16 protein-coding genes are annotated in these 17,196 nt (G+C 65.3%); 14 read left to right on the forward strand and 2 right to left on the reverse strand.

The features are described from left to right. Nucleotides 1-15 precede the first annotated feature (15 nt). Entirely contained in the window at nucleotides 16-240 is a 225-nt protein-coding gene (locus WG208_RS07295; protein WP_337170678.1) for a hypothetical protein, read from the reverse strand. 899 nt (nucleotides 241-1,139) lie between these two features. On the opposite strand from WG208_RS07295, the gene WG208_RS07300 reads away from it, so the two are divergent. Together WG208_RS07300 and WG208_RS07305 are read left to right on the forward strand one after the other, a co-directional pair. Next, on the forward strand, nucleotides 1,140-1,730 hold the full coding sequence (locus WG208_RS07300; RefSeq protein WP_337170679.1) for an aminodeoxychorismate/anthranilate synthase component II: 591 nt from the start codon (nucleotides 1,140-1,142) through the stop codon (nucleotides 1,728-1,730). A gap of 157 nt (nucleotides 1,731-1,887) precedes the next feature. Beyond that, nucleotides 1,888-2,448, forward strand: a complete 561-nt coding sequence (locus tag WG208_RS07305; RefSeq protein ID WP_337170680.1) for a hypothetical protein — start codon at nucleotides 1,888-1,890, stop codon at nucleotides 2,446-2,448. A gap of 128 nt (nucleotides 2,449-2,576) precedes the next feature. On the opposite strand, the gene WG208_RS07310 is transcribed toward WG208_RS07305, so the two are convergent. After that, nucleotides 2,577-3,506: a TerC family protein gene (locus WG208_RS07310; protein ID WP_337170681.1), complete on the reverse strand. Its 930-nt coding sequence runs from the start codon at nucleotides 3,504-3,506 to the stop codon at nucleotides 2,577-2,579. 169 nt (nucleotides 3,507-3,675) lie between these two features. Between WG208_RS07310 and kdsB the strand changes: the two genes are divergently transcribed. The 12 genes from kdsB (at nucleotide 3,676) to WG208_RS07370 (ending at nucleotide 17,183) form a co-directional block, all read left to right on the forward strand. Continuing rightward, entirely contained in the window at nucleotides 3,676-4,470 is a 795-nt protein-coding gene (kdsB, locus tag WG208_RS07315) for a 3-deoxy-manno-octulosonate cytidylyltransferase (protein ID WP_337170682.1), read from the forward strand. Nucleotides 4,471-4,518: 48 nt separating this feature from the next. Next, entirely contained in the window at nucleotides 4,519-6,228 is a 1,710-nt protein-coding gene (locus WG208_RS07320) for a CTP synthase (protein ID WP_337170683.1), read from the forward strand. A gap of 11 nt (nucleotides 6,229-6,239) precedes the next feature. Then, a complete protein-coding gene (gene kdsA / locus WG208_RS07325; protein ID WP_337170684.1) occupies nucleotides 6,240-7,061 on the forward strand; it encodes a 3-deoxy-8-phosphooctulonate synthase in 822 nt (273 codons plus the stop codon). A gap of 20 nt (nucleotides 7,062-7,081) precedes the next feature. Next, a complete protein-coding gene (locus tag WG208_RS07330) occupies nucleotides 7,082-7,726 on the forward strand; it encodes an HAD hydrolase family protein (RefSeq protein ID WP_337170685.1) in 645 nt (214 codons plus the stop codon). Then, nucleotides 7,723-8,790: a KpsF/GutQ family sugar-phosphate isomerase gene (locus WG208_RS07335; RefSeq protein ID WP_337170686.1), complete on the forward strand. Its 1,068-nt coding sequence runs from the start codon at nucleotides 7,723-7,725 to the stop codon at nucleotides 8,788-8,790. Before WG208_RS07330 ends, WG208_RS07335 begins: the two co-directional genes overlap by 4 nt. Continuing rightward, a complete protein-coding gene (gene lptC, locus WG208_RS07340) occupies nucleotides 8,787-9,350 on the forward strand; it encodes an LPS export ABC transporter periplasmic protein LptC (RefSeq protein ID WP_337170687.1) in 564 nt (187 codons plus the stop codon). Before WG208_RS07335 ends, lptC begins: the two co-directional genes overlap by 4 nt. Further along, on the forward strand, nucleotides 9,347-11,164 hold the full coding sequence (locus WG208_RS07345) for a hypothetical protein (RefSeq protein WP_337170688.1): 1,818 nt from the start codon (nucleotides 9,347-9,349) through the stop codon (nucleotides 11,162-11,164). Before lptC ends, WG208_RS07345 begins: the two co-directional genes overlap by 4 nt. Before the next feature lie 440 nt (nucleotides 11,165-11,604). Next, complete coding sequence (gene lptB, locus WG208_RS18760; RefSeq protein WP_345786972.1) at nucleotides 11,605-12,408, forward strand: LPS export ABC transporter ATP-binding protein; 804 nt, start codon at nucleotides 11,605-11,607, stop codon at nucleotides 12,406-12,408. Further along, nucleotides 12,405-13,895 carry an RNA polymerase factor sigma-54 gene (gene rpoN / locus WG208_RS07355; RefSeq protein WP_337170690.1) on the forward strand — a complete coding sequence of 497 codons (1,491 nt, stop codon included), beginning with the start codon at nucleotides 12,405-12,407 and terminating at the stop codon, nucleotides 13,893-13,895. The genes lptB and rpoN overlap by 4 nt, the downstream gene beginning before the upstream one ends. Before the next feature lie 8 nt (nucleotides 13,896-13,903). After that, complete coding sequence (locus tag WG208_RS07360) at nucleotides 13,904-14,944, forward strand: glycosyltransferase family 2 protein (protein ID WP_337170691.1); 1,041 nt, start codon at nucleotides 13,904-13,906, stop codon at nucleotides 14,942-14,944. Between the two features lie 14 nt (nucleotides 14,945-14,958). After that, nucleotides 14,959-16,215, forward strand: a complete 1,257-nt coding sequence (locus tag WG208_RS07365) for a glycosyltransferase (protein WP_337170692.1) — start codon at nucleotides 14,959-14,961, stop codon at nucleotides 16,213-16,215. Nucleotides 16,216-16,220: 5 nt separating this feature from the next. Continuing rightward, on the forward strand, nucleotides 16,221-17,183 hold the full coding sequence (locus WG208_RS07370) for a lysylphosphatidylglycerol synthase domain-containing protein (protein ID WP_337170693.1): 963 nt from the start codon (nucleotides 16,221-16,223) through the stop codon (nucleotides 17,181-17,183). Nucleotides 17,184-17,196 lie beyond the last annotated feature (13 nt).

Below are 17,196 nucleotides of genomic sequence, written 5' to 3' on the forward strand. Positions count from 1 at the left end.
TCGCACCACCTTTCCCTAGGGGACTTCAGCGCGCGCCTGAGCGTCCAACGCTCCATAACCGCAGCGCTGGGTCACATCCCCATCGCGATAGGACTTGAAGTCGACGGCGATGCTATCGACATGTGTGCGGGCTTTGGCGTAGACTTTGGCGCAGTCCTCCGCGCCAGGCGCCCCATTGAATGGCGCCAGGGCGAGCTTGGTACTCAACGCCACGAGGGCGCCGAGCATGGCGATGCTCATCACTCTGCCTGCGATGCCTTCAGACATGACGCCTCCTGGTAGGATCGAGCGAATCCCGTCCCATCAAACTCGCGCCGACAGACGATGGTCACAAGTCGAGGTGGTGCGGCTTGTCAGACTGATCAGATCGCCGCCTTCACACCTGCGACCGCCTGTGCTGTGGGCTGAAAACGTACGCCGGGCCGGATCCCACTCAGTGACCCTTTTGATGATTCCGTTGTACTGCTGTATGAAGCCCCGACAACAGTGTCGCGACCCCTCACACCTGGAAGGACTGGCCGGCTCCGCCTGGACGATGCGTCGCCCCGTCTGACCTGAACTCCGATCCAGTCGGCGCATGGATCGATCCGGAACGTATATGCCGATATCGCATCTGATGGTCGCTAACGCGCTCAAACCGCAACTGGCTATCGCCCTGTGCATATCTCTCGTGCTGCTGGCCTCCTGCAGTGACGACCGGATTTTCGTATGCACGACAGAACTCACCGTGCGGGTCGAAAGCAGCCGACAAACCTTGCGCGTGGGGGAGACCACCACGGCCAGAGCGTCAGCCACCACGTGCGGAGGCACCAGGTCGGTCTCTTACGTGTGGCGATATGCGAGCAGTGACTCCGCGGTCGCCCGGGTGGACTCCGTGACGGGTGTCATACAGGGCGTGGCGCCCGGAAGCACAACGATCCGCGCGGAGGTCGATGCCTTTCCCCGAGGCTTCCTCCCAATCACCGTCACGCCATGAAGTACGGGAAGCAAAGTCGGGCCGGCGCAGGACAGGCCATCATGCGGAAACACCGGGGCGTACTCTCTCGCACTCCCATCGACTTCTTCCCGGGAATCCCGAGTATCTTTCAGTACGCACACCGTCCGCTGCGCCCGTATTTCCGACCGCAATCGCCCCCGTCATGCTGCTCGTCATCGACAACTACGATTCGTTCACCTACAACCTCGTGCAGTATTTCGGCGAGCTCGGTGAACAGCTCGAAGTGCATCGCAACGATGCGCTCACGGTGGAGCAGGTGGGGGATATGCGCCCCGACGCCATCGTGGTGTCCCCCGGGCCCTGTTCACCGCGGGAAGCGGGCATCTCGGTGGACGTGATCCGGCGATACGGCGGCGAAATCCCACTGCTGGGTGTGTGTCTCGGGCATCAGGCCATCGGCGAGGCCTACGGCGGTGACGTGGTGCGCGCCTCGCGGGTGATGCACGGCAAGATGTCGCAGATCGTGCACGACGGCACCGGATTGTTCGAGAACGTACCGTCGCCCTTCGGCGTGATGCGTTATCACTCGCTGGTGGTGAAGCGCGAGACGCTGCCAGACGAACTGCTGGTCACCGCCGTTGCCGCCGACGATCCCACCGAGATCCACGCCCTCCAGCATCGCACGCATCCGGTGTGGGGCGTGCAGTTTCATCCGGAGTCGATCCTTACGGAACACGGACGGACGCTGCTCATGAATTTTCTCGCGATGGCGAGAGGAGCGGTCGCGGGATAAAAGTTGCGACGTCGGGGACGAACAGCCAAGTTCGGGGCAGTAGGTCCCGGGACGCGTGCCTCGTCACCCGAAACCCGGTTGTTCACCCCCAAACCCAGAACACGGAACTCCAAACGCGCCTGGCTGTTCACCCCCAAACCCACCCGCCCCGAAACCCATGCCCCTCTTTCGTAAGCTCACGACTGCTGCGCTCGTCGCCCTTCTGCCCGTTGCCGCCCAAGCCCAGCTCCGTCCCAGCATCGACGTCGAAACGTTCGTGCAGTGGCCGAACATCAACGAGCGCTATATCAACCCCGGCATGCTGCACGCCGGTCTGGGCATCACCACACCGCTCGTCCGGGGAGAGTCCCTCTCCTGGGTGGCCAGTCTCCGGGTGATGGGAATGGTTTCTGGAAGTGGCGAGAATGCCGACTGTCTCGTGCTTCCTGGAAAGACCGGCTGCTGGGGCCACATGGACGTCACCCCGCGCGGAGCGTTGCTGACGGGCGGTGCCTATCGAAACGGCCCGGTGGTTCTGCAGGCGCAGGGCGGCGTCGCGCGGTTCGAGCGTGAATGGGGCGGAGCCAAGAACGCGCCGCAGGCGCGGGTCGATGCGGCGTTCATGTTTCATCGTCACATCGGGCTGACCTTGTCGGCCACGAGAGCCTGGCTTGGCGATCACCTGGATCAATCGCTGCAGATGTCGTCGGCAGGCCTGGGGCTTCGCTGGACTCCGTGAGGGGCGGCCAGGGCCGCCGTTCCGGGTTCCGAGGAGCCGGGTTTGGAGATGAACAACCGGGTTTCGGGTCGCGCGGCCAGTGACCCGTGACCCGGCTGTTCACCCCTAAACCCTGAACACAGAACCCACTACTCCTTCTTCGGAAACACCAACGACAGCACCACGCTCCCCAGCAGCACCACGGCCACCACGCCGAGCGACAGGCCGATGCCAAGCGGTCGGATCTCCGACAGCAGCATCTTCACCCCGACGAACGACAGCACCACGGCGAGCCCGTACTTGAGCAGGTGGAACTTCGTGATCACGTTGGCGAGCACGAAGTACATCGATCGCAGGCCGAGAATGGCGAACACGTTGGACGTGTACACGAGGAACGGATTCCGCGTCACGCCGAAGATGGCCGGAATGGAATCCACGGCGAACACGATGTCCGTGGTCTCCACCAGCACCAGCACCACGAACAGCGGCGTGGCCACCAGCCGCGCCGCGCCGCCCGGCTTGATCGGCTCGCGCACGAAAAAATGCTCACCGTGAAAACGCGTGGTGATCGGAATCACCCGCCGCACGAACCGGATCACCGGATTGGCTTCCGGTGAGATCTCCTCGTTGCTCCCCATGGCCATCCGGATGCCGGTGATCACGAGGAAGACGCCGAAGATGTAGATCACCCAATGGAACTGGGCGATCAGCACGGCGCCCGCGCCGATCATGGCGCCGCGCATCAGGAGCGCCCCCAGAATGCCCCAGAACAACACCCGATGCTGCAATTCGGGTGGAATCCGGAAGTAGCCGAAGACCAGGATGAACACGAACAGGTTGTCCACCGACAGGGCCTGTTCCACCAGATAGCCGGCGTAGAACTCCAGCATCGACTGGCGCCCCATCTCGTGGCCGATCCAGAGCCCGAACCCGATCGCCAGCGAGATCCAGACCACGCTCCAGCCGAGCGCCTCCTTCACCGACACCGCATGCGCCTTGCGGTTGAACACCCCGAGATCGAGTGCCAGGAGCACCAGCACCAGGGCGTTGAAGCCTATCCACCACGACGTTGTCGGCATGCCTGCGGGAAGGAAGGTGACAAGTCCGCCTCCGTTTGCCTTCGGGAGTCGAACGGCGTATCTTACTTGGCGTGAAATTTGCTGCAACTCCGCCCCGATCCATGGGCGCGCCCCGTCGTTTTCACGACCGGACGCGCCTCGGCTTGCGACTCCGTCAATGCGTGTCCCAATGCCTGTCCTCGCGGTGATTCCGGCGCGCCTGGGCGCGACCAGACTGCCCCGCAAGCCGCTGCGCCTCCTGGGAGGCGAGCCGATCGTGGTCCGGGTCTACCAGCGCGTCGTGCACCTCGGCGTGGCCGACCACTGCGTCGTCGCCACCGACCACCCCGAAGTCCATGAGGCCTGCACGCGCCGCGGGATTCCGGTGGTGATGACCCGTGACGATCACCCCAGCGGCACCGACCGGGTCGCCGAAGTCGCGACCCGTCCGGAATTTTCCAGTTTCGACGTGCTCCTCAATGTGCAAGGTGACGAGCCATTTGTCTCCGGGGAGGCCCTCGCCGGCGCGGTGCAGGTGGTCACCTCCGGGCTGGCCCCCATCGGCACCGCCGCGGTTCCCATCCCCCTCGAGGCGCAGGCTCGCCCCGACGTGGTGAAGGTGGTCTGCGCCGACGATCGTCGCGCTCTCTATTTTTCACGGGCGCCGATCCCCTGGCTCCGGGACCCCTCGGAGATGGCGATCCTGGCGCCCCTCGTCCGTCAGCATGTGGGGGTCTACGCCTACGCGCGGTATGCGCTGCAGCAGTGGGTGACCTGGCCTCCGCATGCCCTCGAGCTCATCGAACGGCTCGAGCAACTCCGTCCGCTCGCCCATGGGCTCCCGATCGGTGTGGTCACCGTTCAGGCCACCGAGGGCGGCATCGATACCGAGGACGACCTCGTGCGTGCCAACACGCACTGGGACGTCCTGCATGCTGCACCGGCTGTCCCTGCGAACACTCCGTCGGCTCATCGCACCGCATGATGCGGATCTGATGCGTCGACGTTCACGTTTTTCCGCGAGAACCCCCTGATGTCCACCACCCTCACCCCATCGGGTCAGGCCACTGCACCGAAGTACATCTTCGTGACCGGCGGCGTCGTCTCGTCTCTGGGCAAGGGGATCGCCGCCGCCTCGCTGGGTCGTCTGCTCGTCGAACGCGGCTTCCGCGTGACCATGATGAAGCTCGACCCGTACCTCAATGTCGACCCCGGCACCATGTCGCCGTTCCAGCACGGCGAGGTGTTCGTCACCGACGACGGCGCGGAAACCGACCTCGATCTCGGACACTACGAACGGTTTCTCGACCGTCCGCTGTCGCAGGCCAACAACATCACCACGGGACGCATCTACTCGAACGTGATCACCAAGGAACGCCGCGGCGAATACCTCGGCTCCACGGTGCAAGTCATTCCGCACATCACCGACGAGATCAAGAACGCCGTCAAGCGCATCGCGCCCGGCAACGATGTGGTGCTCGTGGAGATCGGAGGCACGGTGGGCGATATCGAATCGCTGCCGTTCCTCGAAGCCATCCGCCAGTTCCGTCGCGAAGTGGGCAAGGAGAACGCCCTCTTCGTGCATCTCACGCTGGTGCCGTACATCGCGGCCGCCGGTGAAGTGAAGACGAAGCCCACGCAGCACTCCGTGCGCGAGCTGATGGAAATCGGTATCCAGCCCGACTTCCTCATCTGCCGCAGCGAGAAGCCGCTGCAGGACGACGTCAAACGCAAGATCGGACTGTTCTGCAACGTCGACTTTGGCGCCGTCATCGAAAGCCCCGACGTACCCACCATCTACGAAATCCCGCTGGCTTTCGAACAGCAGGGATTTGCCGAACGGGTGATGGAGCGGCTCCGGCTCACCGCGCCCACGCCGGATCTCTCGGCGTGGCGCAGCATGGTGCAACGCGTGATCCATCCGCGCGAGCGCGTACGCATCTGCGTGGTGGGCAAGTACACCGACTACATCGACAGCTACAAGAGCGTGCAGGAAGCGCTCATTCACGGCGGCATCGCGAACGATGTCGGCGTGGAACTCGCCTGGACCTCCAGCGACAACTTCACCTCGCCGGAGAAGGCGCGTGAGATCCTGTCGCAGTATCACGGCCTGCTCGTGCCGGGCGGTTTTGGTGTGCGTGGCGTGGATGGCATGATCGAAGCCATCCGGGCCGCACGGGAAATGCAGTTGCCGTTCTTCGGTATCTGCCTCGGCATGCAGGTGGCCATCATCGAGTTCTCGCGGCACGTGCTCGGTCTCGACGACAGTCACTCGAGCGAGTTCGCTCCCGAGTGCAGCAATCCGGTGGTCTCACTCATGGACTCGCAGCGGGAAGTCACCGACAAGGGTGGCACCATGCGTCTCGGTGCGTATCCGTGCCGGCTGCAGCGGGGGTCGCGCGCCGCGGAGATCTACGGCCAGCCCGAAGTGAGTGAACGCCACCGTCATCGCTACGAAGTCTCCAATCGCTATCGCGAGAAGTTCATCGAGCACGGCCTGCGACTCAGCGGCCTCTCGCCCGACGAAACGCTCGTGGAGATGATCGAGCTTCCGTCGCACCCGTGGTTCATCGGATGTCAGTTCCACCCCGAGCTGCAGTCACGTCCGTTGCGTCCGCATCCGCTGTTTGCCGGCTTCATCGCCGCGGCGGAGCGTCGGCGGCGTGAAGAGCAGGGAGGGCACGACCGCGATCCGCAGACGGCTCCGGTCTCGGCCCCTGCGCTGGCCCACGTCAATCAGTGACCGGTCGATCCATGTCTCCGCTGTTCCCCGACGATCGCCTGTTTCTCATCGCCGGCCCCTGTCAGCTCGAAGACGACACGCTCAATCTGCGCGTTGGTGAGATGCTCGCCCGGCTCGCCGAGCATGTCCCGGGTGGCATCATCTACAAGGCGAGCTTCGACAAGGCCAACCGCTCCAATGTCGACGGCGTGCGCGGGCCCGGTCTCGAAGCCGGGCTGGCCGCGCTCGATCGTGTGCGTGCGGCCACGGGGCTGCCCATTCTCACCGATGTGCACGAAGCCTCGCAGTGTGCGGCCGCGGCACAGGTGGTGGACGTGTTGCAGATCCCCGCGTTTCTCTGCCGACAGACCGATCTGCTGCTCGCGGCCGGCGCCACCGGCAAAGCGGTGAACGTGAAGAAGGGTCAGTGGATGCATCCCGAAGGCATGCGGGGCGCGGTGCGGAAAGTCGAAGCCGGCGCCGCGCTCGCCGGACGTGAAAGTGGTGCACTGGCCGTCACCGAACGCGGCACCTTTTTCGGATACGGCGATCTGGTGGTGGACATGCGCACGTTCACGCGCATGCGCGAAGCCACCGGGGTGCCGGTCATTTTCGACGCCACGCACAGTGTGCAGCGCCCGGGGCAGGGCGCCGGCGGCACGAGTGGGGGCGCGCGGGAATTCATTCCGCCACTCACCTTCGCGGCCGTCGCCGCGGGCGCACAGGGACTCTTTCTCGAGACGCACCCCGATCCCGATCACGCGCCCAGCGATGGACCGAACATGATCCCGCTGGACAAGCTCGCCGATCTCATCGCGCGCACGGTGGACATCTGGGATCGCGTGCGCGCATGATGGACGGGAAGACCGACGTTGTGACGGACGACGCAACCGCCGATGTCCTGCCACCACTCGTGGTGCACCCGCCGCGCATCGATCCCGCGCTGGCGCGTCGCATCCGGCTGGTCTGCTTCGATGTGGATGGAGTGCTCACCGACGGCGGGGTCTACCTCGGTGCTTCCACCAACGACATCCGGACGCCGTTCGAACTGAAGCGCTACGACATCCAGGACGGCCTGGGCACGGTGCTGCTGCGTTCGTGCGGACTCGAACTCGCGATCATCACGGGACGGGTGTCGGACAGCGTGGCGCAACGGGCGCGCGAGTTGCGCATCGACATCTGCGTGCAGGACCCGCATGCCCGGAAACTGCCGGCGCTGCAGGCCCTCTGCGCCGAACGTGGTTTCGCGTTGGATGAAATCGCCTTCGTGGGTGACGATCTCCCCGATCTCGCAGTGATGCGCGTGGTGGGGCTGCCCGTGGCCGTGGGCAACGCCGTACCCGAAGTCCGTCGCGTGGCGCGGTTGCAGCTCACCCGTCATGGTGGACATGGCGCCGTGCGGGAGTTCACCGAAGCGCTGCTCGACGCGCGTGGCGAGTGGATCGATGCCGTCGAACGTTATGTCCGGAGTCGCAGCGAGCCTGTGAATTCCGCTTCCCCAACCGGCACGAGTGCATGAGCGCTGCATCGGATAGCACGACGGTCCCCCCACCGACGATCGCATCGAGGACCGCACCAACGTCCACATCGCCAGCTGCATCGATCGATGCGGCGCAGATCCTCGCGTGGGGCCGTCGTGTGCTGTCGCTCGAAGCCGACGCGCTGCGCACGTCGGAAACCGCGCTGGACGACACGTTCGTCCAGGCCGTGACGCTGCTGGCGGCCTGTCGCGGTCGGGTGATCGTGGCCGGTGTGGGCAAGTCGGGACTCGTCGGCCGCAAGATGGCCGCGACGTTCACGTCCACCGGCACACCGGCGATGTTCCTGCATCCGGTGGAGAGTGTGCATGGCGATCTCGGCATCGTCGGACCGGACGATGTGGCCATCCTCATCTCCAAGAGTGGCGAGAGTGAGGAGCTGCTGGGGCTCATCGAAGCGCTGGCCCGTCTGGGTGTGCACATGATCGCGATGACCGCGGTGCCGGGTTCCCGCCTCGCGCGGCACGCCGATGTCACGCTCGATCTCCTCGTGAAGGAAGAGGCCTGCCCGCACGATCTCGCGCCCACCACCAGCACCACGGTCACGCTGGCGCTGGGTGATGCGCTGGCGGTGGCCCTGCTGCAGCACAAAGGATTCCGCGCCGAGGACTTCGCCCGCTTTCATCCGGGCGGGGCACTGGGGCGCCGATTGCTCACCCGGGTGAGCGATGTGATGGAAACGGGCAATCTGCCCGTGCTCGATCGGCATGCTACCATGCGGGAAGCCGTGGTCCTGCTGGCCGGCCGCCGTGGACTGGCGGTCGTGGTGGAACAGGAACGCGTGTGCGGGGTCGTCACGGCAGGTGATCTCACACGCCTGCTGGAGCGACAGGAGCCGCGGGAACCGCAGGCGGATGTGCTGGCATTGCCGGTGACATCGGTGATGACCGCCACACCACGACTGGCGATGGATCATGAACTGGGGAGTGCGGTAGTGCATCGTATGGAGACATACGGCATCATGGCGATGCCGGTCATCGACGCCGCAGAACGTCTGGTGGGCGTGGTGCATCTGCACGATCTCATGCGGGCGGGTGCGGCGTGAGGCTGCGCACCCTGCTGCTGAGTGTCGTCGGCACGGCCATGCTGCTCGGCGCGGCCTGCCCACGAAAGGGCAAGACGGTTCCCAAGGCTGCACCGGCCAAGTCGGCCCTCCCCGATTCGGCCGATCAGATCGCCTTCGGCGCGCGGGTCATTCTCACCGACAAGGGCGTCAACAAGGGCGAACTGCTTGCCGACACCTCGCTCACCTACGACGACGGCACCCGCCTCGAACTGCGTCGCATCAATCTCACGTTCTACAACTCGCTCGGTCAGAAGGACGGCACCATGACGGCGCGGGCGGGCACGTACAACATGCGCCTGTCGCGCATCGAAGCCCGCGGTGATGTCGTGGTGGTGCGGGATGACGGCAAACGCCTGACCTCGCAGCAGGTCGTCTTCGACCAGGTGCGCAATCAGTTCTTCACCGATTCGGCGTTCGTGCTGAACGAACCCAACAAGGTGTTCACCGGTGTGGGTTTCGAGTCCGATCCCCGCCTGACGAACTTCCGGTGCCTCAAGGAGTGTAAGGGCACCGCACCGGTGCAGGTACCCACGCGGTGAAGCAATCCGCTCTGGTGGCTGCGTCGGTACGTCTGACCATCGTGGCCTTGCTCACGCTGGCCGCCGGTTGCGGTGTACTTGGACGGGGCAGCTCCCGCACGCCCACCACGCCCAAACCGGCGCCGGGGCAGACACCGCCGGGAGGGGTCGCGGTCATGCCGTCTCCCGCACGGCCCGACTCCGCTCGTACTGATGCGGCCCGTCCGGATTCGACGCCGCGCACGCCACCGGCCCGCACCGATTCCGCACTCCGCGTCGACTCGGCGCAGCGTGCGGACAGCGTCGCCCGGGCCACCGCCGAAGCCGCCCGTGTGCAGGCCATTCGTGACAGCACCGCCCGCGCCGATTCCATTGCCCGCGCTGCCGAAGCGAAGAAGAAGGCGCGCCCCGCCACGCGGCCCTGTGTGCTCGACTTTGCCGACTCGCCACCGGAAACACGATTGCTCTACAGCCGCGTGACCGATTCGATCTCCAACACCTTCATCGGTGGTGGATTCGTGGGACGCTGTCAGGGGGAGAACAACCGGATCCGCGCCGACAGTGCGGAGCAGTTCCAGGCGCCGGGCATCGTGAATCTGTATGGCAACGTGACGTACGAAGAACCGGGCAAGGTGCAGATCACCGCGTCGCACGCCACGTACTTCACGCGTGAAGGCCGTCTCTACGCCGATGGCAACGTGACGGCCACGCAGATCGGCACCGGCAGCAGCTTCTCCGGACCGAACATCGAGTACTATCGCGCCATGCCCGACCGGCCGGTCTCGCGCATGATCGCGCCGTCGCGCTCCACGGCCCGGGTGATCGAGAAGGACAGTCTCGGACGCATTGGTCCGCCCACCGTCATCGTGGCCAATCGTTTCGAAGATGCCGGCGATTCGCTGCTCATGGCATGGGGCGATGTCACCATCGACCGCGAGCAACTCAACGGCCGGGCGGACTCCTCGTCGTTCGACAAGATCGGCGAAAAGGCGCGGCTCGTGCGCGGCGCGCGCATCACCAACCGCGACACGGCCCAACGCTTCGTGCTGGTGGGCGACACCATCGACATGTACAGCACCAACCGGGAACTCGATCGGGTGGTGGCCATGCACAAGGCCTCCGCCACCAACGACGACATGGTGCTGGAATCCGAACGCATCGACATGCGTCTCGAAGACAAGGTGCTGAAGGAAGCCTTCGCATTTGGCGGCGGGCGGGCCAAGGCCCACACCTCGCAGCAGGATGTGGAAGCGGATTCGCTGCGCATCCTGCTCGCCGAGAAACGGGTGCGGGAGGTCCACGCCGTGGGCGGCGCCGTGGCCATCGGCACGCCAGACAGCCTGCGCATCAAGACCACCGAGAAGGACATCCTGCGCGGCGACCGGGTCTTTGCCTATTTCGACAGCACGCCACCTGTCGGAACCGATACGGTGCGCAAGACCCGCATCCAGGAAATCCGGGCCCTGGGCAATGCCAGTTCGCTGTTCCACATGGCCAACAGCAAAGGACGCAATGCGCCCCCCGGCATCAACTATGTGCGGGGCGCGCGGATCTTCGTCCATTTCGACACCGGTGCCGTGCGCACCGTGCGAGTAGATTCAGCAGCATCGGGTCTGTATCTCGAACCCGAGCCCGACAGTCTATCGGACAGCACCCGAAGGGCGCCGGCCTCCGGTCGCCGGTCGGGTGCGCCTCCCGACACCGCGGCGAAGGCGCCTCCCCGGCGACCTCCTCCGGGGCCGGGCAGACGCGATCCGATCGACACCCCTGTGCTTCCCGTTGCCTCCCGTTCGTTCCTGCCGCAGCGCCTCACCGATCCCCAGCGATATCCATGAGCGATTCACACTCCCCATCACCGTTCGCTCCGCCAGCCGACATCGCGTCGCTGGTGGACCGGGCCGTGCTTGGCGATCGCTCGCTGGCCGTTGCGCTCGAGGCGATCATCGAAGGTGCATCGGCGGAAGGCACGACCCCGCTGCATCACGTGGCCACGCGCTTCATCGAACGCCATGCGGAAACGCATCACGCCGAAGCCCAGCGTCTGGCTCCCGATGAAGTCCGGCAGCATCTGGCGTCGTCAGTGCTGCCACGCCTGGCAGGCGCGCAGGTCATCGAGCCGTGGGAACGAGGCACCGATCCAGAGGCGCACATCCGCATCCGGCCGGCCGTCTGGGTGGAACTGGCGCCCCGCCGCGAGGAGGTTGCGCGCCGGCTGCATCAGACCGGCGAACATCGGCGTCCCGTTCCGGCACCGGTCGCTCCGGTACACACGCCGCTGGCCAACGGATCGGTGCTCAGCGCCGAGGGGCTGGTGAAGATGTACCGCGGCCGCAAGGTGGTGAACGACGTCGCGTTGCGGGTGGCGCAGGGGGAGATTGTCGGTCTCCTGGGCCCCAACGGCGCCGGCAAGACCACCACGTTCTACATGCTGGTAGGCCTCATCGCCCCGCAGCTCGGCCGTATTCATCTCGACGGGAAAGACATCACCCGGATGCCCATGTATCAGCGGGCCCGTCAGGGGATCGGTTACCTCTCCCAGGAACCCTCCATCTTCCGCAAGCTCACCGTGGAAGAGAACATTCTGGCAATCCTGGAGACACTGCCTCTGTCCGGTGAGGACCGTACGAAACGCCTCGAATCGCTGCTCGATGAACTGAAAATCAAGCATCTCCGGAAGAGCCGTGCCTACCAGTTGTCGGGCGGTGAACGGCGGCGCCTCGAGATCACGCGCGCGCTCGTCACCGAACCCAAGTTCATGATGCTCGACGAACCGTTTGCCGGCGTCGATCCCATCGCGGTGCACGACATCCAGTCCATCGTGGCCGATCTGCGTACGCGAGGCATCGGGGTGCTGATCTCCGACCACAATGTCGAACAGACGCTCGATATCGTCGACCGCGCTTACATCATGTTCGAAGGCCAGGTGAAAGTCTCCGGCACTGTGCGGGAACTCGTCTTCGATGAAGCGGTGGCCAAGGACTATCTCGGTCCCACGCTGTCGGCGCGTCTGCGCTCGCGTTTCCTCGAAAGCGAATCGGCACGCCGGGTGGAGAGCAGGGAGGAGGCGCTCACCGCATGAGGACCGGCCTGCAGCAGACCACCGGACTCCGCCAGGAGCTCAAGGTCAATCCACGCCTCTACCAGGCGATGGATCTGCTGTACATGCCGCTGCTGGATCTGCAGCAGCACCTCAAGCAGGAGTTGCTCACCAATCCCTTCCTCGAACTCGTCGAACCCGAGGACGACGACGACGACGTGCCCGAAGCCGAGGAAGCCGCCGAACCGCAGGACCTCACCGAACCAGAAGCGCCCGCCGAACCGGAGCCGGAAAAGACCGGTGACGACGACGTGGACTGGGAAGCGGTGTTGCTCGACGGGTTCGAAACGGGCGGACAGCGCGAGGAACACGAACAGCGGGAATGGTACGAGCCCGTCACGGTCGATGCGCGTGATCTCGCGGACCATCTCACCGAACAGCTGTCGCTGCTCGATCTCTCGCCGCGCCAGGCGTTTCTCGCCGAGGAGTTCGTCGGCAACATCAACGACGACGGCTATCTCGCCTGCTCGCTCGAGGAAATCCGCACGAGCATCAACGACATGCTGCGGCGTGAGGCGGACGAACGGGAGATCGAAGACGTGCCCGGGTTCACCGAGGAAGAGATCGAAGGCATGCTCCAGATCATCCAGGAGCTCGATCCCCCCGGTGTGGGCGCGCGCACGCTGCAGGAGTGTCTGCTGTTGCAGCTCCGCGCCGCCGGTCAGCGCGAGTCGTTGCAGGGTCGCCTCGTGTCCGACGCGTTCGACGAACTGATCGCACGGCGCTGGGGCGAGATGGCCAAACGGTTCGGCATCAGCGCGCAGGCCGTGCAGGCGGCGGCCGACGAAATCGCCAAGCTCGATCCCAAACCCGGCCTCCGCTTCAGCGCGGGCAGCGACAACTACATCATCCCCGATCTCGTCGTCGAGAAGATCGATGGGCAGTATCACATCTTCCTCAACGACGGCAACCTGCCGCGCCTCAAGCTCTCGCGCACCTATCAGGAAATCGCGCGCGACAAGAAGCGGTTCGATACCGAAAGCAAGGACTTCATCGCCAGCAAGCTCAACTCCGCCAACTGGATGATCCAGGCCATCGAACAGCGGCGGCAGACCATGCTCAAGGTGATGCACTACATCGTCGACCGGCAGCGCGATTTCTTCGAGCGCGGCGTGCAGGGACTCAAGCCGCTCACGCTCCGTGAGGTGGCCGAGGCGGTGGGCATGCACGAATCCACGGTCAGTCGCGTGACCAACGAGAAGTTCGTGCAGACACCGCGTGGTGTGCTGCCGCTCAAGTTCTTCTTCTCCTCGGGGCTGTCCACCGCCGACGGCGACGATGTGTCCGCGCGTGGCATCAAGGATCAGATCGAGAAGCTCGTCTCGGGTGAAGATCCGAAGAGTCCGCTCACCGATCAGGCGATCGTCGAGATCCTGCTGGAGACCGGTGTGCAGATCGCGCGCCGCACGGTGGCCAAGTACCGTGATCAGTTGGGTGTGTTGCCGGCGCGCATGCGCAAGCGCGTCTGATGGGTTCGATGCGTCGCATCGGACGACCGCCTGTGGATGTCAGCGTGCTCGTGCCGGCCAAGGATGAAGCCGGCAATCTCGCGTTGTTCATCGAACTGTGCGACGCGATGATCCGCACGCAGACCGCGCGGTATGAAGTCATCGTCGTCGATGACGGATCCACCGATGGAAGCTGGGATCTGCTGCAGGAACTCCAGACGCGGTATCCGTTCCTGCATCCGGTGCGGCACCGCGCGCAGCGGGGCATCGCCGAGGCGTTGCGAACCGGATACCTGCATGCCGCGGGGCAGGTGCTCGTGTTCTATCCCGCCGATCTGCAGTTCAAGCCCGAGGATATCCCCAGCCTCGTGAATCCCATTCTGGCCGGTGAATCCGACATGGTCACCGGCTTCAAGCAGGGCAAGTACGAGAAGGCGTTCGTGTCGCGCATCTACAACGGATTGAGTCGTTCGCTCTTTCACATTCCGGTGCGCGATCTCAACAACGTGAAGGCGTACACGCGCGACATCATGGCCGCGCTGCCCATGCGTCCCGATTTCCATCGCTACATGATCGTGATGGCCGCGGCGCAGGGATTCACCGTCACCGAAGTGCCCATCCCGCTGTACGCGCGGCACTCGGGGCGTTCCAAGTTCGGTCTGTCGCGCATTCCGGTGGGCGTGCTCGACATGGTGGCCGTGTGGTTCGAACTGCGTTTCGGACAGAAGCCGCTGCTCGCCTTCGGTATGCTGGGGGCCGCACTCTTTGCGCTCGGGGTGTTGGCCGGACTGGGTGCGCTGGTGTGGCTGGTCATCACGGGGCACGGACAGCGCTGGGTATGGACCGTCATTCAGACCTGTCTCATTCTCGGTTCCGTGTTCTTCGCCACCGGACTGCTCGGTGAGCAGATCGCACAGCAGCGCGCGGAGCTGCGCGAATTGCGCCGTGAGCTCGACGACATGGGGACGGATCTGAACGGGCACAGGGCGGATGCGCGTCCGGATACCGCGCCGCACGTGAATGCGTCCCCGGATACGCCGTCGGTTCGCGGCGCATCGCTGCCATCCTGAATCCCCACACAGCGGTGTCCGCATCGCCGCGCATCCTCTTCGTCACTCACAACGTGCCACGCCATGCCGGTGACGCGGCCGGCTCGTTCGTGCTGCGACTGGCGGTCGCCCTGCAGGATCAGGGGGCGCGGGTCGACATTGTGGCGCCGGGCGGCCCCGGACTCGCCGAACAGGATCGCATCGAGGACGTCGCGATCACACGCGTGCGGTATGCCGACGACGCGCGCATGACGCTGGCGTACGAAGGCAACATGGCGGAGATCGTACGGACGTCGTGGAGTGGGAAACGCGCGCTGATGCAATTGCTGCTGGCGATGCGGCGCGCCACCGCACATGCCATCGAAACCGCGCGTCACGAAGGCGCTCCATACGAGATCGTGCACGCGCACTGGTGGTTCCCCTCGGCGCTGGCGATCTGGCATCTGCGCGCACGGCGTGCGAGCAGTCGCGTAAGCGGCATCCCGCTGGTGATCACCATGCACGGCTCCGATGTTCGTCTCGCTGCCGCCACACCCGCCGCACATCCCGTCATGCGACGGGTGCTCGGTGAGGCCGCCGTGCGTACCGCGGTGTCGTCCTGGCTGGCCGATACGGCGCAGCGCATCGTGCAGAGCCCGTCGCGACCGAAGAAGTTGATGCCCGTGCTCGTGTCCCCGATGCCGGTGGACATGCGTCTCTTTCGTGACGCCCCGTCGCCCGCCACCGAACGCCGGGACATTCTCTTCGTTGGACGGCTGAATGCCCAGAAAGGCATTGCCGACCTGATCGAAGCCCTGGCGCGTCCAGCACTCGCGGACGCGCCAACTCCCGTGGCATTGCACATCGTGGGTGATGGACCCGATCGCGCGGCTCTCGAAGCCCGCGCGCAGGCACTGGGGATCACCTCGCGCCTCGTCTGGCATCGTATACTCACACAGTCCGCGCTGGTCCCGCTGTACCGACAGGCGCAGGTGGTGGCCATGCCATCGCGCGGGGAAGGACTTGGCCTGGTGGCCGTCGAAGCCCAGCTGTGCGCCACGCCGGTGGTGGCGTACGCCGATGGTGGTCTGCTCGATGTGGTGCGCCCCGATTTTGGGGGCACCCTCATCACGCCGGGTGACATCGATGCCCTCGCCGACGGTCTGGCGCGCGTGCTCGCCGATCCGGAGCGCGCGCAGCGACAGGGCCTGCAGGCGCGGGCGGACATGCTCGACCGCTTCACGCCCGAAGCCGTGGCCACACGGTATCTCGAGCACTATCGCGACGCGATGGCCGAGGGGGATACCCGGTGAACCCGATGGGGAATTCCATCGGGCGCTGGTTGCGTCATCCCGGGGTGCGCGCCGTCCTGCTCACGATCACGTTCGCCTACATCGCCTGGGCGCTCGCCGGACAGTGGAGCGAGATGCGCGCGTCGGCCGCCAGTCTCTCCGTGGACTGGCGATGGATCGCGCTGGCGACGGGCATCGTGCTCCTGACCTACGCCGCCCTCATCCAGAGCTGGCGCCTGCTGCTGGCCGGCTGGGGTGGTGTCTTGCCCTATGGTTCGGCCGTGCGCATCTGGACCATCGCCAACCTGGGCCGCTGGATCCCGGGCAAAGTCTGGAGTGTCGGCGCCCTTGGTGTGCTGGCCGCGGAAGAAGGTGTCTCCGGTACCGCGGCAGCGGGCGCGGCACTGCTGGGTACCGCGCTCAACATCGGCGCCGGCTTCGCGGTGGTGGTGCTCTGTGGTGCCGGGGGACTCGATACCCTGGGGGCGGGCATGGAGACCATCGCCCGGATACTCGCCGTCCTGTTCGGGGTCGGCGTGGTCGCGCTGCCGTGGATCCTCTCGCCGTTGCTCGATCGCCTGGCGCGATGGCGCGGACTCCCGCCGGTGGACAGTCATGTCGGCGCGCGCACGCTCTGGCTGGCCACCGCGATCAACATGGTTTCCTGGATCGGGTATGGCTTGGCATTTGCTGCATTCGCCCGAGGGGTCACCCCTGCCGTCAGTAGCAATCCCGCGGTGTTCATCGCAGTTTTCTCGGCTTCCTATCTCATCGGTTACCTGGTGCTCTTCTCGCCGGGTGGCCTGGGATTCCGGGAGGTGGCGCTCGTGGCTCTGCTGGTGGCATTTGGTGCCGCCAGCAAAGGAGACGCGGTGATCCTCAGCGTCACCTCACGGGTATGGTTGACCATCCTTGAAGTGCTCCCCGGGGTCATCAGTCTCCTGGTGCTGTCTCCCGCGCAACGCGCCGGGCTCAGGCGCACCGGATGACCGTCGCCTGACC

This window comes from Gemmatimonas aurantiaca (genome assembly GCF_037190085.1).
In the GTDB taxonomy this organism is placed as follows: Bacteria; Gemmatimonadota; Gemmatimonadetes; order Gemmatimonadales; family Gemmatimonadaceae; genus Gemmatimonas; species Gemmatimonas aurantiaca_A.